At 70.7% G+C, this 19,234-nt stretch carries 17 protein-coding genes, 1 tRNA gene and 1 pseudogene; 9 read left to right on the top strand and 10 right to left on the bottom strand.

Annotated elements, in window-relative coordinates; translation table 11 throughout:
* Positions 1-184: 184 nt before the first annotated feature.
* Entirely contained in the window at positions 185-1,849 is a 1,665-nt protein-coding gene (locus ABZS77_RS06815; RefSeq protein WP_354819564.1) for a Na+/H+ antiporter, read from the top strand.
* A 48-nt stretch (positions 1,850-1,897) separates the two neighbouring features.
* On the opposite strand, the gene ABZS77_RS06810 is transcribed toward ABZS77_RS06815, so the two are convergent.
* Both ABZS77_RS06810 and ABZS77_RS06805 read right to left on the bottom strand, forming a co-directional pair.
* The gene (locus ABZS77_RS06810) at positions 1,898-3,112 is read right to left on the bottom strand and encodes an FUSC family protein (protein WP_354818364.1); all 1,215 of its coding nucleotides are present in this window, start codon (positions 3,110-3,112) and stop codon (positions 1,898-1,900) included.
* A gap of 111 nt (positions 3,113-3,223) precedes the next feature.
* Positions 3,224-5,701 carry a M14 family metallopeptidase gene (locus ABZS77_RS06805; RefSeq protein WP_354818361.1) on the bottom strand — a complete coding sequence of 826 codons (2,478 nt, stop codon included), beginning with the start codon at positions 5,699-5,701 and terminating at the stop codon, positions 3,224-3,226.
* A gap of 296 nt (positions 5,702-5,997) precedes the next feature.
* Between ABZS77_RS06805 and ABZS77_RS06800 the strand changes: the two genes are divergently transcribed.
* Complete coding sequence (locus ABZS77_RS06800) at positions 5,998-7,542, top strand: sigma-70 family RNA polymerase sigma factor (protein ID WP_354818358.1); 1,545 nt, start codon at positions 5,998-6,000, stop codon at positions 7,540-7,542.
* A gap of 41 nt (positions 7,543-7,583) precedes the next feature.
* Here ABZS77_RS06800 and ABZS77_RS06795 read toward each other — a convergent pair whose 3' ends face one another.
* On the bottom strand, positions 7,584-8,174 hold the full coding sequence (locus ABZS77_RS06795; protein WP_354818355.1) for a hypothetical protein: 591 nt from the start codon (positions 8,172-8,174) through the stop codon (positions 7,584-7,586).
* Positions 8,175-8,372: 198 nt separating this feature from the next.
* Here ABZS77_RS06795 and ABZS77_RS06790 point away from each other — a divergent pair, with 198 nt between their 5' ends.
* Positions 8,373-9,296: an AEC family transporter gene (locus ABZS77_RS06790; RefSeq protein ID WP_354818353.1), complete on the top strand. Its 924-nt coding sequence runs from the start codon at positions 8,373-8,375 to the stop codon at positions 9,294-9,296.
* Positions 9,297-9,492: 196 nt separating this feature from the next.
* Here the strand turns inward: ABZS77_RS06790 and ABZS77_RS06785 are convergent, their stop codons facing one another.
* The 5 genes from ABZS77_RS06785 to ABZS77_RS06765 all read right to left on the bottom strand — a co-directional run bounded on the left by ABZS77_RS06785 (position 9,493) and on the right by ABZS77_RS06765 (position 12,025).
* On the bottom strand, positions 9,493-10,020 hold the full coding sequence (locus tag ABZS77_RS06785; RefSeq protein WP_354819561.1) for a DUF6244 family protein: 528 nt from the start codon (positions 10,018-10,020) through the stop codon (positions 9,493-9,495).
* 158 nt (positions 10,021-10,178) lie between these two features.
* Positions 10,179-10,772 carry a kinase gene (locus tag ABZS77_RS06780; RefSeq protein ID WP_354818350.1) on the bottom strand — a complete coding sequence of 198 codons (594 nt, stop codon included), beginning with the start codon at positions 10,770-10,772 and terminating at the stop codon, positions 10,179-10,181.
* Positions 10,773-10,787: 15 nt separating this feature from the next.
* On the bottom strand, positions 10,788-11,450 hold the full coding sequence (locus ABZS77_RS06775) for a pentapeptide repeat-containing protein (protein ID WP_354818347.1): 663 nt from the start codon (positions 11,448-11,450) through the stop codon (positions 10,788-10,790).
* Between the two features lie 269 nt (positions 11,451-11,719).
* A tRNA-Lys gene (locus tag ABZS77_RS06770) sits at positions 11,720-11,795 on the bottom strand.
* A gap of 65 nt (positions 11,796-11,860) precedes the next feature.
* Positions 11,861-12,025 (bottom strand): hypothetical protein, encoded by a 165-nt coding sequence (locus tag ABZS77_RS06765; RefSeq protein WP_354818344.1) that lies wholly within the window; start codon positions 12,023-12,025, stop codon positions 11,861-11,863.
* Between the two features lie 233 nt (positions 12,026-12,258).
* Between ABZS77_RS06765 and ABZS77_RS06760 the strand changes: the two are divergent.
* Both ABZS77_RS06760 and ABZS77_RS06755 read left to right on the top strand, forming a co-directional pair.
* Positions 12,259-12,390 (top strand): annotated as a pseudogene (locus ABZS77_RS06760) (cation:proton antiporter); the annotation flags it as partial.
* 67 nt (positions 12,391-12,457) lie between these two features.
* Complete coding sequence (locus ABZS77_RS06755) at positions 12,458-13,273, top strand: cation:proton antiporter (RefSeq protein ID WP_354818341.1); 816 nt, start codon at positions 12,458-12,460, stop codon at positions 13,271-13,273.
* A 61-nt stretch (positions 13,274-13,334) separates the two neighbouring features.
* On the opposite strand, the gene ABZS77_RS06750 is transcribed toward ABZS77_RS06755, so the two are convergent.
* Positions 13,335-15,998 carry a DUF4132 domain-containing protein gene (locus ABZS77_RS06750; RefSeq protein ID WP_354818338.1) on the bottom strand — a complete coding sequence of 888 codons (2,664 nt, stop codon included), beginning with the start codon at positions 15,996-15,998 and terminating at the stop codon, positions 13,335-13,337.
* Entirely contained in the window at positions 15,998-16,306 is a 309-nt protein-coding gene (locus ABZS77_RS06745; RefSeq protein ID WP_354818335.1) for a hypothetical protein, read from the bottom strand. Before ABZS77_RS06745 ends, ABZS77_RS06750 begins: the two co-directional genes overlap by 1 nt.
* Positions 16,307-16,417: 111 nt before the next feature.
* Between ABZS77_RS06745 and ABZS77_RS06740 the strand changes: the two genes are divergently transcribed.
* Genes ABZS77_RS06740 through ABZS77_RS06725 form a run of 4 tightly spaced genes read left to right on the top strand, consistent with a single transcriptional unit; the run spans position 16,418 to position 19,090 of the window.
* Positions 16,418-16,888 carry a TspO/MBR family protein gene (locus tag ABZS77_RS06740; RefSeq protein WP_354818332.1) on the top strand — a complete coding sequence of 157 codons (471 nt, stop codon included), beginning with the start codon at positions 16,418-16,420 and terminating at the stop codon, positions 16,886-16,888.
* Positions 16,889-16,901: 13 nt separating this feature from the next.
* Positions 16,902-17,627: a hypothetical protein gene (locus tag ABZS77_RS06735; protein WP_354818329.1), complete on the top strand. Its 726-nt coding sequence runs from the start codon at positions 16,902-16,904 to the stop codon at positions 17,625-17,627.
* A gap of 13 nt (positions 17,628-17,640) precedes the next feature.
* The gene (locus ABZS77_RS06730) at positions 17,641-18,108 is read left to right on the top strand and encodes a DUF6010 family protein (RefSeq protein WP_354818326.1); all 468 of its coding nucleotides are present in this window, start codon (positions 17,641-17,643) and stop codon (positions 18,106-18,108) included.
* Positions 18,109-18,124: 16 nt separating this feature from the next.
* Positions 18,125-19,090: a helix-turn-helix domain-containing protein gene (locus ABZS77_RS06725; RefSeq protein ID WP_354818323.1), complete on the top strand. Its 966-nt coding sequence runs from the start codon at positions 18,125-18,127 to the stop codon at positions 19,088-19,090.
* Positions 19,091-19,234: the final 144 nt, after the last annotated feature.

Raw genomic sequence — 19,234 nt, 5'->3', positions numbered from 1 at the left:
GGCCGGGACGATCCCGGCCGGGCGGTCCGGTTGATCACCCGGGTAGGCTTGTTACCGCTGCGTACCGTGCTGTCCGCACGGCACCGACAGGTGTCACGGGTACGGCTGGCCGCCGCGTCGCGGCCCCGCAGTCCATTCCGCTCGCGCCGCTCCAGGGGGACGTCACCAGGTGAGCACCCACTCGATGTTGCTGTTCGTGCTCGCCGCCGTCGCGGTCATCGTCGCCGTGCGGTGGGTGGCGGCCCGCACCGGACTGCCGGCCGCGGCGCTGCTGCCGCTCATCGGCATCGCGTACGCGCTGCTCCCCGGCCCGAACATCGGGCTGGATCCCGACCTCGTGCTCATGGTCGTGCTGCCGCCACTGCTCTACAGCGCGGCACTGGACTCCTCGCTGCTGGACATCCGCCGCAACCTGCGCATCGTGGTCAGCCTGTCGGTGCTGCTGGTGCTCCTCACAGGCGTCCTCGTCGGCATCGGTTTCCACCTGTTCGTCGCCGGCGCGACACTCGCCGCCGGGATCGCGGTGGGCGCCGCCATCGCGCCCCCCGACCCGGTGGCCGCCCTCGCGGTGGGCCGCCGGGTCAACCTGCCGCCGAAGATGGTCACCATCATCCAGGGCGAGGGGCTGCTCAACGACGCCACCGCCCTGACCATGCTCAGCGTCGCGGTGGCCGCCGCCGTGGGCGGCGAGTTCTCGTTCCCGGGGGCCGTGGCGAAGTTCCTGCTGGCGGCCGTCGGCGGGATCGCCGTGGGAGCGGCCGTCGCCTGGGTCGTCCGTCTGGCCCGACCGCTCACCAGAGACCCGTTGATGTCGAACGCCATCTCGCTCGCGACACCGTTCGTGGCCTACCTGCTGGGTGAGGAGCTGCACGTCTCCGGGGTGCTCGCCGTGGTGATCGCCGGCCTGATCGTCGGCCACCAGACACCCCAGCTCGGGTCCGGCGCGGCCCGGTTGCAGACGAGCGCGGTGTGGCGACTTGTCGACTTCCTCCTCGAAGGTTTCGTCTTCCTGCTGATCGGCCAGCAGCTGCCCGAGGTCGTCAAGGGCCTGCGCCAGTACGAGACGTCGACGATCGCCATCGCCGTCGCGGTGTCGGTGGGCGTGGTGCTGCTGCTGCGCCCCGCCTGGCTGGTGCTGACCCAGTCCCTCCCCCGGTCGCTGCACACCCGGTTGGGAGGCATCTCCGAGCAGGACGACCCCGACGAGCCGGGTAGCGCCCGGCAGGTCGCCCGCGCCGACCGCAACGCCCAGCGGCTGTCCCTGCGTGAGGTGACGGCGCTGAGCTGGTCGGGCACCCGTGGCGTGATCAGCCTGGCCGCGATCTTCACCCTGCCGTTGACCACGAACAGCGGCGCGCCCTTCCCCGACCGGGACCTGCTGCTGTTCTGCACCTTCGTGGTCGTCCTGGTGACACTCGTCGGGCAGGGCCTGACGTTCGCGCCGCTCGTGCGGAGGCTGGGCCTACGCGCCAACGAGACCGACCAGGCCCGGGTACGCAACGAGGCCCGCTCGGCGGCGGTCGAGGCCGCCCTGGCCCGCCTGGACGAGGTCGCCGCCCAGGATCCGGACAGCGCGGTGGCCGTCAACACCACGCGTACCCAGCTGCTGGCCCGGCTGGCGCGCTACCGCGGGCGGCTCGACCTGCTCGAACAGAGCGGGTCGTCGGAGATACCGACCTCACCGCAGTACGAGACGGCGCTCCAGGTCCGCCGGACTACCATCGACGCCCAGCGGGAGGAACTCGTGCGCTGGCGGGACAGCGGCCGGCTGCCCGACGAGGAACTCCGCGTCCTGGAACGGGAACTCGATCATGAGGAGCTGCTGCTCCCCAGGCGCGCGTCCAGCTGACCGCGTGGCGGCGCGCCGCCACTCCGGCTGCCCGGGCACAGCCGCCGCTCAGTCGTGACGGTCGGGCTCCCCCGCCCGCCTGACCGCCGCGGCCGCCTTGTCGGGGTCCATCCCACTGGCGCTGAGCAGGTCCTGGGCGGCCAGACGCAGCTCACCAGCGGCGATCATCCCCGAGTAGCCCAGACGGTGGGTGTGCGGGCGGGTCGGGTCCCGCGCCGCTTTCCCCTGCGCCCGTCCGACCAGATCGACCGCCGCCAGGAGCTGCTCGCGCGGATCTCGCGGCTCGTTGTGCGAGCAGATCGAGCAGCGCAGGGCCCAAGCGCTGTTGGCGAGCAGGTCGATGGCTGCGGGAAACTCCGCAGGTATCGGTTCGTCGTCCCTGAGGGCTTTCGTGAGTCGTCGCGCCATGGAGCGGCAGCTGTGCAGGCTGCGTTCCAGATGCCTGATGTACGCCGCGTGGAAGGCCAGGGAGGGACGTTCGCGCCAGCGGAGGGGCGCCAGGCGCACCACCTCCTCGGCGGCGGTCAGCCCTTCGTCCAGCGCGGTGAGCTGAGGGCTGAGGTCCCGCATCGTGTTCAGGCTCCCCTCGACCTTGCCAAGATCGCGGGTACGCAGCGCCCTGGCGAGGTCGGCCAGGGCGGCCACCGCCCGCCCGACGAGCGGCCCGGCCAGGCGCTGCAGCGTCCGTTGCGGGTGGATCGGCACCAACAACAGACCGACAGCGATCCCGATCAGCCCACCGAGTGCGGCGTCGACGAAGCGGGGGATGGACAGTTCGCGCACTGGCGGCTCCAGGGTGGCGATGAGCACCGCGGTGCCGCCGGCCTGGACGAGCAGGGAACCACCGCCCTTGAGCAGGACGGCGACGATGATCGCCAGCCCGACGACGACGCCGGTCTGCCAGGGTCCAACGCCGAAGAACGGCATGAGCAGGTCACCGGCGGCGAGCCCGAGGGTGATACCGGCCAGCAGCTCGAGGGTGCGCCGCACGCGTGACCCCATCGAGGCCGCCACGATGCCGACCGCCGTGGTGGGTGCCAGGATCGGGGTGGGGTTGTGCAGGAAGTGGAACGAGACGAACCAGGTGATCGCCGCCGCGACGCCGGCCTGCACGGCGAGCAGGCCGAACAGGCGCACCCGCCAGGCGCGGATGCGCAGCGCGCGCTCCGACCGTTCCCGCAGGTGCAGAGACGCCCAGAAAGCACGAAACCGCCCTCGTGGTGCCGGGCCCACATCGTTTGCCGGCTCCTCGCTCGCGGGCATGCGCGCCGCATACCCGCCAGACACGGACCTATCCCCGGCGGTGCGCGGGCGCGACAGTTGCCTCGCCGGTGCGGTGAGCTGCACCGGCGAGGCAACGATCACGGACGGGCGCTACCCCTTGGCGATCTTGATGGTCGCCGTACGGTAGTTGTTGCGCCTGTCGTTAGTCGTCGGGTCGTAGTTCTTCTCGATGTTGCCGGCGCTGTCCACCGAGAACCAGCGGAACGTCGTCGTCTCGGTCACGTGGAACACCTGCCCCGGCTCACGGAATTCCGTCGCGGCATAGCGGGGCGACTGGAGCGTGGGGCGGCTGCCGTCGGTCGTGTAGTAGATGGTGGCCGGCTCGCTCGTCTCGAAGCGCACGTCGACAGGCCCGCGGTACGTCCCGCCGCCCGGAACGAGCTGGGACGTCGGGTCCTTCCTGTCCCGGCCCCAGTCCGCCGCGACCCGGAACATCTCCATGATCCCGTTGGCGTACTCCATCGTCTCGGCGTGACCGCTTACCAGCTCGGGGTTCCCCGCCCACTCCGGCTGGAACGAACCGCCCTGCCAGTCACCCGTGGCCGGGTTGTAGACGGAGCCGCCGACCTCCCAGCCGAAGGCGTAGATCCCGTAGGTGTAGTACAGGTCCTCGCGCACGTTGCCTGCGGAGGAGTAGAGGACGTCGGACGAGCCGCCGACGTTCTCCGGCGTGACCACGGTCTCCCGGTGCGCCTTGACCTGCGACAGGATCCGGGATGCCGACTGCCAGTAGAACGCCTCGTCGCCCAGCGGCGGACGCGGCGTGGTGATCCGCCCGTCCGCGATGTACGCGCCGGGCTGCCAGAACAACTGGCCGCCGTTCGAGTGCACGGACATCATGAACTTGATGTTCGGGTACTTCTCGACCAGCCAGATGATGTTCTTCGACTCGGGCTCGGACAACTCCTCCGGACCCTGGTAGGTGCCGCTGACGCAGTTGGTCGACCCTCCCGCGTAGCCGTCGTGACCCGACCCGACCCGGTAGTTGCGGTTCAGGTCGACGCCCCAGGAATTCCGCTGCCCCGGATCCGCTGTCGCGTCCGGGCAGTGGTTCGTCATGTTCTTCCGCTGCGAGGCGAAGTTGAAGAAGCTGTAGTTCGCCCCGTCGGGGTTGTTGGAGAGGATGAAGAAGACGTCGGTGTTGTCGACGATCTTCTTCGTCTCCCGGTCCGACCGGTAGTTGTGCACCAGACGCTCGGCCGACTCCAGGCTGGTCGTCGCCGGCACCCACTCGCGGGCGTGGTCCTGGGCCTGGATCAGGACGCCCGGCTTCTTACCGTCCCGGTGCTTGCCGATCCGCAGGACGGGGATGGTGACCGGGCCGCGTGGCACCTCACCCTCCGGCGCGCCGACGCGCTTCTGGTCGAGGAAGTCGCTCAACGCCACCGGCCCGGTGGTCGGCGCGACGACTCCGGTGCCCGCGTTGGTGCGGTACGGGTGCGCCCGGTCGATGAGGCCCTGGGACCGTGCCTTCAGCGCGTCCGCCACCTGGACGGCCGTACTCGCCGGCGCACCTGAGGCGTCCGTGGCGAGCAGGACACGGACCGCCGTTCCCGCGACCTCCACGTCGAGCGGGAGATCCGCCTCCGGCCGACCCACGAACTCGACTGTGACGTCGTTGCCACCCTCGTGGCCCCACGCCGCCGAGCTGACCACGACCGCCGACTGGCCCGTACCGCCGATCGTGGCCTGCGCCTTGCGCTGGTAGCCGTTTGTCTGGTTCGGCAGGTAGACGATCTCGGCGATGTCCGGGTACTGGCGGGCGATCTCCTTCGCGCGGCCGTAGAGCTGCTGCGGGTGCTTGTAGCCGTCCACGAAGTCCGACTTGTAGGACGGGTTCGCCGTCAGCGGCGGCGGGGCGTCCTCAAGCCAGTCGGAGACCTTGCCGGTGGCGACGCCGCCGGTCGAGCTCGTGACCCGGATCTGGTTCGGACGGGCGTCCAGCTTGAACAGGTTCCGGTGGAACATGTACTGCCCGGAGTCGACGAAACGGCTCATCGTCCGGGCGAAGCCGAACGGCGTGGCCCTGCCGGAGTCGTTCTCGAGCTGCATCTCCACGACCGGTTCGGCCTGCTGGCCCTCGGTGGTGCGCGCCTCGACGTACAGGAAGCCCTGGCCCTTGGTGGTGAACCAGTCGGCGCGGGCGATCCGCACCGTCGCCTCGTGGCTGGCCGGCTGCGCCGCCCGCGCGGCGCCCGCGATGCCGCCGTCCGGCTCGTCACTCCAGACGAAGCCCTCATCCGCGTCGAGGACCTCGACGCCCAGCGCCGTCAGCTCGGTGACCTGCTCGGCGGTGACCACCGCCTCGCCCTCGATGCCGGTCGGCACGCGCTTGAGTCCGTGTTCGAGGTCGAAGCCGGCAGCGACGACCCGGTCCAGCATGTCGGCACCGGCCAGCTTGACGTGTACGCGGCGTACCTGGTCCCGGGTATCGAACTCAGATCGCGCGGAGCCGGCCGTGGCGGTCGGCTCCGTCGGATCCGCGCCCGCCGGCCCGGTCGACACGAGGACGCCCGCCATCAGGGCGGGCAGCACCACAGACGCGATGCGCCGTTGTCTGCGTCGCATTTCCCCTCCTTCGTGTTCGCATTGATCCACATAGGACGGACGGTTGACGCTCGCGCATCATGGGTCCGGGCAGGGGCGATGGTTGGCGTGGCGAGAAGGTCGGGGGCCGTGCGCGAGTCCGGTGAGCGTATGCGCGTCGCCGACGACATCGGCGCAGATCACCGTAATTTGAGCATTACTTGAGGCACCGCACGGGCGGACGGACAACCGCCCGTCGCCCAGTGCCAGTTTGTGTGACCTGGGCGGGTCGCAGCCCATCTCCACGGTGTACGAGGATGTCCCGTGAAGGTGAGGTTGTGAGCGTGACCTATCACGCGTACCCGAACAGAACCGACCTGTCGGCGGTGGTGGACGCGGCCCGCCGCGGCGACCACGCCGCGACGGACGTGTTGGTGTCGCACTACCTGCCGCTCGTGTACAACATCGTGGGCCGGGCACTGAACCGGTCCGCGGACGTCGACGACGTCGTGCAGAACACGATGTTGAGCGTCGTACGAGGGCTGTCCGGCGTACGCGATCCGCGACTCTTCCGGTCCTGGCTGGTGGCCGTCACCATGAACGAGGTCCGCGCCTACCGGAAGCACCGGCACACCACACCGACGCCGCCGGAGGACATCGACAACATGGTCGACCCGGGCTCCGACTTCGAGGACCTGACCCTGACCCAGCTCCGCCTGTCCGATCAGCGCCGCGAGGTGGTCCTGGCCACCCGCTGGCTGGACGACGACCACCGCCACCTGCTCTCCCTGTGGTGGCTGGTCGAGGCCGGTCACCTGTCCCGCGCCGACCTCGTCGACGCGCTGCGGATCGACCCCCACCACGTGACCGTCCGCGTGGCCCGGATGAAGGCGCAGCTGGACACGGCTCGGCTTGTCGTACGGGCCCTCATCGCCCGGCCCGGCTGCGCCGGCCTCATCGACACGGCCTCCGACTGGGACGGCCAACCGGCACCGGTGTGGCGCAAGCGGCTCGCACGGCACATCCGCGACTGCACGTACTGCCCGAACACCACATCCGACCTCGTTCCCGCCGAACGGCTGCTCGCCGGCCTCGCGCTCACGCCGGTGCCGGCCAGCCTCGCCTCGGACGTCTCACACCAGGTCCAACTCGTCTCCTCGTCGCAGGGTGCCGCGTCGGCAGGCGCGTACGCGAAGGTCGGGCTGGCGCACAAGGCCCGCCTGACGGCACTGTCCCTCCCCAAGACCCTGGTCGGCGCCTTCGCGGCCGTCGCCCTGGTCGGAGGGAGCGGCCTCATCCTCACCACCTACGCCGACGGGCCGACGAAACAGCCAGCGAGCGCCATCGAAGCCCAGCCCTCGATCCAGAGCACCGAATTCGCCGCCGGGACCAGCGAACCCACGACCGGGTCGCCCTCGCCCGACGCACCCGCGCCCTCCCCCACCACGGCGCGTCCGAGTCCCACTCCCACCCGCTCGGCGACGCCGACCAGAGCGCCGAAGCCCACCCCGTCACCGACCAGGTCGGCCAGTACGTCGGCCGCCCTACCGGCAGGCGTGTCCGCCGCCGAACAACGCCTGCTGGTGCTGCTCAACGAGCGACGCCGCGCGCTCGGGCTGCCCGAGGTCAAGATGCGCACGAACGAACAGCGCGCCGCGGAGTCCTGCGTGAAGCAGAACCTGGACGCCGGCACCATGACGCACTGCGGCCACGAGGTCCTGTTCGCCTCCTCGGGCAACTCCTCACCGGAGCAGATGATCGCGGCCTGGTTCAACAGTCCCGCCCACAAGACGGCACTGACCTACGCCAGCTCCCGCTTCGCCGGCCCCGCCATCGTCTACAACGGCACCCGCCAGGTCTCCGCCATCAACATCGACTACTGAGGCTCCCCGGCCCGGCGACCATCCTCGCCGGGCCGGGGAGCCTACGACCCGCCGCCACCACTCGGCGGCATCGGCCGCACGGAGGCCTCGGTGGCCAGCCGCGCCGCCAACCGCTCATCGAGGTACGCGGTCACCCGCGCATCCTCGGCCGGGGTCAGCGTCGTCCGGCACAGGTACCGAGGCTGCTGGTCCGCGCAGTCCAGGCGGTACGCCTCCCGCATCCGAACGGCGTGCCGTATCGCCGTCCACGGCAACCGCAACGCCGCATGAGCGGTGTGCCACTCGATGGCATCAGCGGTGAACACGTACCGCACGGGCGCGCGCAACTCGGCGTGGCGTCGCAGGTACACCGAGCCGTTGACAAATCCCGCGAAGCACCAGACCACACCGAACGGGAGACCGAACAGCCCCGCGAGGAGCCACCCGCCGTCGGCGGTGAACGTACCGAGACTCGTGATCGACAGCAGCAGACCCGAGAGGACGAACAGCCAACTCATCCGCCGCAGATCCCGTCGCAGCAACCGCGTGAACCGGACGTCGGGATTGACGAGCAGGTCGAACCCGCCCCGGACGTCTGCCTCGTCGAGCTTCTCGTCGCCCACCCCGTACCCCCGCCGCCGTCGTCGATACAACCGCGAAGAAACCTAGACTCTGCCGCCCGGACGAACCAGACCGCTACCAGCGGTCGGAACAGCTGCCGGCGGATGAGCGGGATGTCGCCCGGTCCGGACCGGATGCGAGGCTGAACGCGTGGCTTCCCGACCGACCTGCACGTGGACACCTCCGGCAGCCCGGCGGCCTGGTACCCACCCGACGCCCGCGACCCCCGTATGAGCTTGGTGTCGGCGTTCGTACCGATCTGGATCCTCACCGCGGTCGGCTACGCGGCCTGCCGGTGGGGCCTGCTGGGCGAGGCGGCGGCGTCGGTGCTCGGCCGGTTCGTGTTCCAACTCGCGATGCCGTCCGCCCTGTTCCTGGCCCTGTCCCGAATGCCGCTCTCCGGGTTCGCCGGTCGCTCGCTGCTGGCCTTCGGGGTGAGCACCGCCGCGGTCATCGGGTTCGGCTGGGCCGGCGCGGGCCGGCTGTTCGGTCGCACGCCCGGTGAACGGCCCATCTGGGGCATGACCGCCGGCTACGTGAACTCGGCGAACCTCGGCATCCCGATCGCCACGCAGGTCCTCGGCAACGTGTCGTTCCTGGCGCAGGTGGTGCTGCTGCAGGTGTTGGTGGTGACGCCCGTGATCCTGGTCGCCCTGGACCGGCACAGCGCCCCCACCGGGCGGGTACGGGTCCGCCGTATCGCCTCCCTGCCGGGACGCAACCCGGTGATCCTGGCGTCGCTGCTCGGTGTCGCCTGCTCCGCTGCCGGCCTGCATCCGCCGTCGGCCGTGGACGCGTCGCTCACCCTGCTGTCCGGCGCCGCGGTTCCGGCCGCCCTGGTCGCGCTCGGAGCGTCGCTGCACCGCACGACGCCATCGCAGGCAGAGCCGGCGAACCCGGCCGAGCTGGCCGTGATCACCGCGCTGAAACTCATCGCACAGCCGGTCATCGCGTACGCGGCCGGACTGGCGTTGCACCTGTCCGCCCCGCAGCTGCTCGCCGTGGTGGTCTGCGCGGGCCTGCCGACGGCGCAGAACACGTTCATCTACGGCCAGGAGTACGGCGTCGGCGAGGCGGTGGCCAACCGGGCGGTGGTGGTGACCACGACGCTGTCACTGGCCACGGTGGCCGCAGCGGCGACGCTCCTCGGGTAGGGACGTCCTCGGGCTTCGTTGCGTTCGGCATGTGAGGTTGGAGGTGGCAACGACACGAACGCCGGGGTACGTCGACCGGCAGGCGAGCCACCGTGCGTTCCGCTCGGCTTCCGCGTCCACGGCGTCGTCGCGCCCTTGCCTGCGGACGGTGTGAGAACCGGGGCGGGGCTGGCCGGTACGGCACCGCCAGCCCTGCTCAGTTTCCCGACGACCCCAGCTGTCGTGCCTCGACGATCGCCGCGTCGACGGCCTGCCGGGTGGTGGCGGTGCGCTGCACCAGCACGACGAGCACCTGTTTGGCGCTCTCCAGAGCCTGGAGCAGCGGCGCGGGCTGCCCACCGTGCAGGACGGCGACCACAAGCTGCTGGGCCTCACCGACGTGCGTGATCGTGGCGGACGCCTGGTCGCGGATGCCGTCGACAGCGCTCTGCAGCGGAGTCAGCCCGGTGATCGTCTCGGCCGGACTGGCCTGCTCGGGGACACCAGCGGCCGCCTTCGTGGCATCACCGACGGCACCGGCGAGACCACCCAGTCCACCCCGGACGGTGGCGATGACACCGCGAACCCGCGCCACACCGGCGGCGACCGCGGCGAATCCCGCACCGGCCGCGCGCAGCGCGATCTCCTGCGCCTGCTGATCAGCGGCGGCAGCCAGGCCCTGCGCACGCTCGACCCCGGCGGCCAGCGTACGGAGTTCCGTAGTGATCTTCTCGACGTGCGACACGCTGCCGGATTCCTCCACCTGGTGACGAAAGCCCTTCGAGAGGTCGAACCTACCGGCACTGCATCGCCGTCACCAGGCGTCGCAGAGGACGGGGATGGCGGCACGACGGAGAGCGGGAACGAGCTGATCCGACCGAGGACTGCTGCGCCGAAACGGCGTCACCGGTGGCCGGCGGAGCTGTTCCACGGGGGCGGAACGTTCGGAAGCAGGTCGTCGTCGCGTCCCGTCTGCGGTAGGCCGGCGGCAGCGGCGATTGTCTCGACGGCCTCGTCGAGTCCGGTGGTCTCGGGCAGGACGAGTTCGTCGGACCAGCCCAGGACGTCGTGAGCGGCGTACCAGCCGCTCATCTGGTCGGCGGTGAACTCGGTGGCCTGCGGGCGGGTGAGGTGCCGACGCAGGGTCTCGGGCAGGGAGACGTCGAGGTAGCAGAAGAGGGACCGCCCCCGGTGGCCGTCCCGCAGGGCGGTCAGCATTCCCCGGTAGCGGCTGGTGTGCATGATGCCTTCCAGCACCACGTGGTAGCCGCGGTCGAGCGCGAACCGGACGGTCTGCCCGATCAGCGCCGGTGCCGCGCCGCCCGGCCTGTCCCGTTCGCGCAGCACGATGCGGCGCAGGTAGTCCTGCTCGACCAGGGCGCAGCCCCGGCCGTACCGGCGTCGTAGCGCGCGGGCGATGCTGCTCTTGCCCGAGCCGGAGTTGCCCCGGACGCAGACGAGGATCGTGTCCGGGCTGCCGGTCGGTTCAGCGACCACGATGCCTCCTCGGCTTCAGTTGTCGCGGACGGTGAGGTCGAGGGCGGCGACGGTCAGGCGGGTGAGGTCAGCAAGTTGGTCCTCGCCGAGGGTGACGCCGCGCAGGTTGTCCAGCGGCGTCTTGAGACCGTGCAGGCGGCTGCCGCGCAGGTCGGTGCCGTCGAGGTGGCAGGAGTCCAGTTCCAGTCCGGCGAGGTCACACGACCGCAGCGCGACGCGCGGTAGTCGGCAGGACGACCACGCGCCGTTGGTAAGAGTGCAGTCGGTGAACGCGACCGAGCCGGCAGCGGTGACACGCTGGAAGGTGGCGTAGTCGAAGCGGCAACCGTCGAACAGGACATCCTTCAGGCGCACGTCGGTGAGTCTGGTGCCGGTGAACCGGGAGCCGGTGATCGCGCACCGTTCGATGGTGATGCCGGTCAGGGTCGCGCCGGAGAAGTCGGTGCGGGTGATCTCGCAGCCGAAGAGGCTGCCGGCCTCCGAGGTGCTCCCGCTCAGGTCCACGCCGGTGAGCAGGCTGCTGCGGATGCTGACGTCCTCGATGTGCGAGCCGCGCCATGCGGCGTCTTGGACAAGAGCCTCGGTGAGGCCGCCGGCGAGGTCCGTCGTGGTGTCGAGGTCGTCCGGTTCGAGGTCCGGCAGCAGGATCTTCACGCCGCCGACAGTCGTGGTGCGCATGTGTCCTCAACCTGTACGGGCGGGCACGCCACCCCGCGCGTTCCCGTGGCCGGGGCTACCTCTTCCGGTGTGCCCCACGCGGCCAGCCTAATCGCCAGTGATCGGCCCGGCGTGGATGCTCGAAGCAGGCGCGTCGACGCCCGGGCGGGCGGGACGCGCCGATGACCCCGAGGGCCCGACGCGAGCACCCGCCGAGCGACCAACATCCGCACGCGTACCCGAAAAAGGCCCCGACCCGGTGTCAACCACCAGGTCAGGGCCTTGCTCGTTGGTGCGCCGCCAGGGACTCGAACCCCGAACCCGCGGATTAAGAGTCCGCTGCTCTGCCAGTTGAGCTAGCGGCGCTCGCTGACAACGGGACGAGACGTTAGCACGCCCCGGACGCCGCCCCGAACAAGCAGGGGTCCGCGTCACCACAACGTCAGTGTGACCTGCCCGGTCGCCACCCCGGACGGGTCCACCACCAGGGTGTACGTGCCGGACGCCGGCAGCACTGTCGGCCCGATGTCGCCGGCCCCGTTGACCCCGCAACCGCTGGTGATCGGGCTGCCATCCGGGGCGCGTAGCTCCAGCACGCCGCACTGGTCGGGAAGGTCCGAGGCGGTCGCGTCAGCCTCACCGACGTGCCGGCGCTGGCGGTGAACCGGTAGGTGGTGACCGCGCCGGGTCGGTCGAGGGTGGCGACGACCTGCGGCCCGCCGACGGTGATCGTCGCCGCCCGGTCGCGGCTGCTGACCAGCCGGGGTCGCCGTGGGAGCGGCCGTCGCCGCTGGTACGTCTGGCCCGACCGTTCACCGCGGACCCACTGTTGTCGAACGCCATCTCGCTCGCGACACCGTTCGTGGCCTACCTGTTGGGCGAGGAACTGCACGTCTCAGGGGTGCTCACCGTGGTGATCGCCGGGCTGATCGTCGGCCATCAGGCACCCCAGCTCACCTCGGGCGCCGCCCGGCTGCAGACCAGCGCGGTGTGGCGGCTGGTCGACTTCCTCCGCGAAGGCTTCGTCTTTGCTGATCGGCCAGCAGCTTCCCGAGGTAGCCAAGGTCCTGCGTCAGTACGACACGTCGACAATCGTCATCGCCGTCGCGGTATCGGTCGGCGTGGTGCTGCTCCTCCGCCCCGCGTGGCTGGTGCTGACCCAGTCCCTCCCCCGGTCGATGCACACCCGGCTGGGCGGCATCTCCGAGCAGGACGACCCGGACGAGCCCGGCAGCGCCCGGCAGGTCGCCCGCGCGGACCGCAACGCCCGCCGGCTCACCCGCCGCGAAGTGGTGGCACTGAGCTGGTCCGGCACCCGCGGCGTGATCAGCCTCGCCGCGATCTTCACTTTGCCGCTGACCACCAACAGTGGCGCACCCTTTCCCGACCGTGACCTCCTCCTGTTCTGCACCTTCGTGGTCGTCCTGGTGACACTCGTCGGGCAGGGCATGACGTTCGCGCCGCTCGTGCGGATGCTGGGCCTGCGCGCCAACGAAAGCGACCAGGCCCGGGTACGCAACGAGGCTCGCTCGGCGGCGGTCGAGGCCGCCCTGGCCCGCCTCGACGACGTTGGCGCCGACGAGCCGGACAGTGCGGTGGCCGTCAACATCACACGTACGCAGCTGCTGGCCCGGTTGGCGCGCTACCGCGGGCGTCTGGAGCAGAGCGACTCATCCGAGATACCCGCCTCACCGGAGTACGAGACGGCGCTTCGTGTCCGGCGGACAGCCATCGAGCTCGTGCGCTGGCGCGACTCCGGCTGGCTGCCGGATGAAGAACTCCGCGTCCTGGAACGTGAACTCGATCACGAGGAGCTGCTACTCCCGAAGCGGGCTTCCAGCTGACCTGCCTCGCCAGTGCGGTGGACCCCACTGGCGAGGCAACGGTCGCCGGATGAGCGCTACTTCACCGTGCCAACTGGTGCAGGATCACCGGATCCTTGATCTTCTTGTCGGCGGCCAGCAGCAACGCCTTGCTGATGATTTCGCCGAGCCGGCTGTCGCCCTCGAAGGGCAGGTACATCTCCGGCTGCTTCGCCTTCGCCGAGTCGGGGATGATGCAGAGATACCGGTCCTCCGGGGCGATCAGGATGTTGCCCGAGCCGCAGTGGATGCGGTACGTGTGCAGATCGCCACGCACTTCGAGGAACCGGTCGGTGAACGTGCACCGGTTGGCGATCGCCAGCCGGGGAACCAGCTCGGCCAGCACCTCCCGGCGCGTCTGAGCGGTCGGGCTGAGGTCGCCGAAGCTGTTCTGCGACCAGTAGTCGCGATACCGGCCCCGTGGACCACCGTCGTACCAGTTCGGGTCGTTGCCCACCCCGGCGGCGGCCACGAACAGGTCGACGTCGCGCATCACCTCGCTCAGTACGACCGCCGGAACCTCCTCCAGCGGCACCGGCGTGCATTCCCCCCGGAGGAACACCAGTTGGTCGGTCCCCATCGTGTCGAACATCAGGTCGTCGCCCTGATCCTCGATCCCGGCGATGTGCAGCACGGCGCGCAGCTCCCAGTCCGGAAGAGCCAACCAGGGGTCCTGGGGGCTGGTGCCGTCGTTGCGGTGTCGAACGTGCGACCAGCCGCGCCGGGACAGCAGCGCGATGAGACGGTGCTGGCGCACGATGTGCGCGGCGAAGCGGTTGGAGTACGTGCCGGTGGCCCGCTCCGCGTCGGTCAGCAGGTACTGCTCGCGGTGCGCCTGCTTGAACGGCTGGGTGATCGTGTGCCGGGCCAGGAAGTCCCGCCAGGCCAGGACCGTGGTCGGATCGTCGACCGGATGCCACAGCCTCACCGTGGCGTCGCCAGCCGGCTCGAACAGCGTGTCGTCCACGGTCCGCAGGGCGTCGGAGCCCCAGCAGCAGGCGACGCCGTCGATGGTCCAGATCAGCCTTCGGGCCAGGGTCCCGGCCAGCGGGTGGTCCAGGAACCGTTCCCGCCACTGCTCGACGGTCCACGCGCGGTCGCGCCGCAGCAGTCCTTCCAGACGGTCGCGGGTCCCGGTCAGCGTCGCGCCGATGTCCGCGATTGTCGCCTTCAGCTCCTTCAACTCCTCGCCGTGGTCCTTGCGCACCTGAGCCGGAGGAGCCTTGACCACCTTGCCGTCGGAGTTGCGCCACACCACTGTGGCATCGACGCCGCGCACCTCGACCTCGTACGAGCTGTCACCCAGCTTGTCCGCGAGTGGCAGCCCGAAGCCGGGCAGCGCCATCTCCTCGACGTCCTCACGGCCGATGCCGAGCGCCTCGGCGTGCTTGGTCAGGCCCTTCTCGACGATGCGGAGCGTGCTCTTGTAGGTCAGCCGCGACGCCAGCCTGGCCAGCTGTGCGAGGGCCGCGGGGTGATCGGTGTCGACGAGGACCGCGACCGCGACGTTCGCCAGCTTCGGGCTCGACGGACCGTGCCCGGGAACCTTCCGGGCGGCCCGTTCCGCGATGTGGCCGAGACTGCGCAGGGTCTCCTCCGAGGGCGGACACATCGCTCGCGCCCAGAGTAGGCCCCACAGCACCCCGACGTTGTGCCGGTCGACCAACCGCGGCGGGAAATCGTTGACGTGACCGGGGCAGCACGTGGTCATGCGCAGCGGCACACTGCGCGGCAGACCCACCAGCGGAAGCCAGTCGTCGAGCCGCTCGGTGAACTCGTCGACGCCGACCGCGTCGAGCAGAACCCGGGCGCTCTTCTGCCAGGCGGCCGTCGGCCGCGCCTTGTCCGCGCCGAGCAGGCAGTGGGCAAGCAACGCCTGCCACCCGGATCGGCGCCCCTCCGGCATCGCCTCGATGTCCGCGACGGCCCGGTCAGCCCACTGCTCACCGACGTTGACGAGGGGCCACATCGCCAGGTCGTCCTCACCCATGAGGGAGTATGCGCGCTCGATCCGCGTCCGACGCCACGTCGCCAGCGCCGCCGGATGCGAACGCCCGGCGAGGTGCTCGGCCTGTAGCGACTCCCGGGTGAAGCTCACCAGCGACGTGCTCCACCGACCGAATCCCAGCCACGCCTGACCGCCCAGCCGGTCCAGCCAGACGGCGCCGTTCAGCCCACCGCCCGAGAGCAGAACACGGATGAACATGGACAGCCCATCCCTGTCCTGCCCGGGCACGACCAACGCGTCGAACACGCTCTGCCGGACCTGCACCGGTTGCGCGGCCAGGATCTGCTCAACCCGCTCCCACATCTCGCGGCAGGCAGCCCCCCATGAGGATTCCCTGGTGATGTTGTGGTGGCGTGGCAGGCTTCCGATCACCGTCATCGCCGCGGCGACACGCCGCTCGTGATCCGCCTCGGCGCCGTCCAGCGTCGCGATATCGGAGCTGAGCAACTCCGCCTGACGCGTCGCCTCCGGCAACAACTCGATCTGCGGCGGAGCAAGATCGTACGGGCCGTTCGGATCGTTGAGCGCGGCGAGCAGCGTCGGGCTCGTGCTGGCCGGCGCCCAGCCGCACACCACGGCCACCTGATCGACGAAGTCCCGCTGATCAGTGTCGTTGAGAGCGTTTTCCCAGCGCTCGGACCGCCTTCTGAAGGCGGTGACCACGTCGCGCAGCGCCTGCTCCGGGTCGAACGTGTCCATCAGCCACCCACCAGCGGGACGAGCTTGAGGAACGTGACGCGGGAGCCCGCGTGCAGGTGGACCTTGTCGTCCAGGGCCGTCACCTGCCGGTCGTCGACCAGCACCACGAAACCGTTGCGGCCGAACGCCTCGAGCGCCACCCGGGTGCGCTCCTCCGGATCGACCTGCACGCCGGACTCGGCGACCTCCACAAATGTTCGCCGGCGGATCAACTCGTCGAGACGGACTGTCTCTTCGAAGACCTCCATGGTCCACTCGGGCCCGCTCGGCGCTCCGGTTGCGTCATCGACGACGGTGATCAACGGCATGGCGCAGAGGCTAACCGAACACTCCGACACGCCGTTTCCCTCTCGTTCCCCCGCCCGGTGACCGGTGACCGCGCGGGGGTTGACCCGGCGCAGGCCGGGTAGCAGCACCGCATGCGACTACCAACTCTGGTCAAAACCGCGGCGGCGGTCGCCGCGACGGCCGCCGCCGGGACGGCGGTGAACGACACGTCCAACCGCTGGTACCAGCGGCTGCGCAAGCCGAGCTGGCAGCCGCCGCCCGTGGTGTTCCCGCTGGCGTGGACGCCGCTGTACGCGCTGATCGCGGTGGCCGGCGCCCGCGTGCTGGACCGCACCAGCGGCGCCGAACGCGCCGCGTTCACCCGCGCCTACGCAATCAACCTGGCCCTCAACATCGGGTGGAGCGCGCTGTTCTTCAAGGCCCGCAAACCCACCGCCGCGCTGGCCGAGATCGCCGCGCTCAACGCCTCCAACTTCGCGCTGCTCCGCCGCGCCTCGCGTGCCGATCGTGCCGCCGCTGTCGCGCTGGCCCCGTACGCCGCATGGACGGTCTTCGCTACCGCCCTCAACGGCACCATCGTCCACCTCAACAGCAACAGATGAGTTCGTTGGCGGCATGCCCGACAATCTGGTCGTTGCGGGCTCCGACTTCGAGGACCTGACGCTGACCGGGCTTCGCCTGTCCACTGAGCGCCGGGAGGTGGTCCTGGCCACGCGCTGGCTGGACGACGACCACCGCCACCTGCTGTCCCTGTGGTGGCTGGTCGAGGCCGGTCACCTTTGCCGCGCCGACCTGGTCGATGCCCTGCAGTTGGACCCACACCACGTGACCGTCCGGGTGGCCCGGATGAAGGCGCAGTTGGACACCGCTCGGCTGGTGGTGCGTGCCCGCTCCGCCCGGCCCGGCTGCGCGGGCCTGATCGACACGGCCTCGGATTGGGACGGTCAGCCCGCGCAGGTGTGGCGCAAGCGATTGGCACGGCGCATTCGCACCTGCGCGCAGTGCCCGAACGCCACGTCGGATCTGGTTCCGGCCGAGCGGCTGCTGGCCGGCCTGGCGCTCACCCCGCTCCCGGCCGGCCTCGCGTCGGACGTCTCGCAGGAGGCGCACACCGTCTCCGGGGGTGTCGCAGGGCGTCGCGCCGACCGGCGCGTCCGCGAAGACCGCCGGGGTGTCGCATCAGGCCGGCGTCGCGGCACTGTCTCTGCCCAAGACCCTGGTCGGCGCCTTCGCGGCCGTCGCCGCGCGCTCGGGCTGCCAGAGGTCGCGCTGGGATCAGTGGCGAGAATCCGGCGGACCGTGGCATTTTCGCCTCTCGTCTCCGGTGGCAGGCCTTCCTAGGCTCCTTCCCGACATGCTCTTCCACGAGAGGGAACGGGGCTGGATCGTGCTTCGCTATGTCATGCCGGTGGTGATCGGGCTGGTCTACGTCGGGCTCAACTCCCTCGTGCCGGAGCCGCACCGGCGGCGCCTGAACGCGCTCGTCGTCACCGGCGCCGGCGCCGCGTACATCAGCGGTGGCTCATTCGGGCTCTGGGAGCTGGCGTTCTGCGCGCTGTTGCTGGTAGTGGGCTACGCCGGGCTCACCTCGTACACCTTCATCGGCGTCGGATGGCTCCTGCACACCGTCTGGGACGTCCTGCACCACCGGCGCGGCACCCCGATCATCCCGTCGCTGCACGACTCGTCGTTCGGCTGCGCGCTCTGCGATCCGGTCATCGCGCTCTGGTGCCTCACCGGCGGTCTGTCGGTCCGGGACCTGTACGACCGGGTCGCGCGGCGGCCGGCCGGTGCGCGCCCGCCGGTCACCGCACAGCCCTGACTGGTTGAATTCCGCCATGCACACCGTGGCCGTGCTCGCCCTCGACAGCGTCGTCCCGTTCGACCTGGCCACCCCGATGGAGGTCTTCCACCGGACCCGCCTGCCCGACGGCCGCGCCGGCTACCGTGTCCTCGTCTGCGCCGCGACGCCGACGGTCACCGCGGGCGCGTTCAGCATGGCGGTGCCGTGGGGCCTGGACGTCCTTGCCGACGCCGACACCGTCGTCGTGCCGGGTGTCTCCGACCCCGCCGCCGCGACGCCGCCCGCGGTCCTCGACTCGCTGCGCGCGGCCGCCGCGAACGGCGCCCGGATCGCCTCGATCTGCGGGGGCGCGTTCACGCTCGCCGCCACCGGCCTGCTCGACGGACGCCGCGCCACCACGCACTGGCTGGCGACCGACCGGCTGGCCGCCCAGTATCCGCGGGTCCAGGTCGACCCCAACGTGTTGTACGTGGACAACGGCCAGTTCCTGACCTCCGCCGGCGCCGCCGCCGGGCTCGATCTGTGCCTGCACCTGGTCCGCCGTGACCACGGCGCCGCCGTCGCCGCCGACGCGGCGAGGTTGTCCGTCATGCCGCTGGAACGCGCGGGCGGGCAGGCGCAGTTCATCACGCACGAACCACCGGTCCCCGAGGGTGCCACCCTGGAGCCGCTGCTGGCCTGGATGCGCGACAACGCCCGGCGGGAGCTGACCCTCGCCGACATCGCCCGCCACGCCGGGATGAGTACCCGGACGCTGAACCGGCGCTTCCGCGACCAGACCGGTACCACGCCGCTGCGGTGGCTGCACCGGGTCCGCGTCCACCGGGCGCAGCACCTCCTGGAGACCACCAGCCATCCCGTCGACCGGGTGGCGACGCATGTCGGTTTCGGTTCCGCCACCGCCTTCCGGGACCACTTCAGACGGATCACCGGCACCAGCCCGCAGGCGTACCGGCGTAGCTTCGGCGGGCGGGACACCCTCACCGCAGGGCCACGGTGACCTGCCCGGTCGCCGCCCCCAGGGGTCGACCAGGAGCGTGTACGTCCCGGCCGTCGGCAGCAGTGTCGGCGCGACACCGCCGGCGCCGTTGATCACGCAGCCGGTGGCGGGTGTGCCGCCGTCCGGGGCGCGCAGCGCCAGCAC

The sequence above is a fragment of the Micromonospora sp. NPDC005298 genome (assembly GCF_040607375.1).
Classification (GTDB): Bacteria; Actinomycetota; Actinomycetes; order Mycobacteriales; family Micromonosporaceae; genus Micromonospora.
This window is presented reverse-complemented; position numbering and strand designations above follow the sequence as displayed.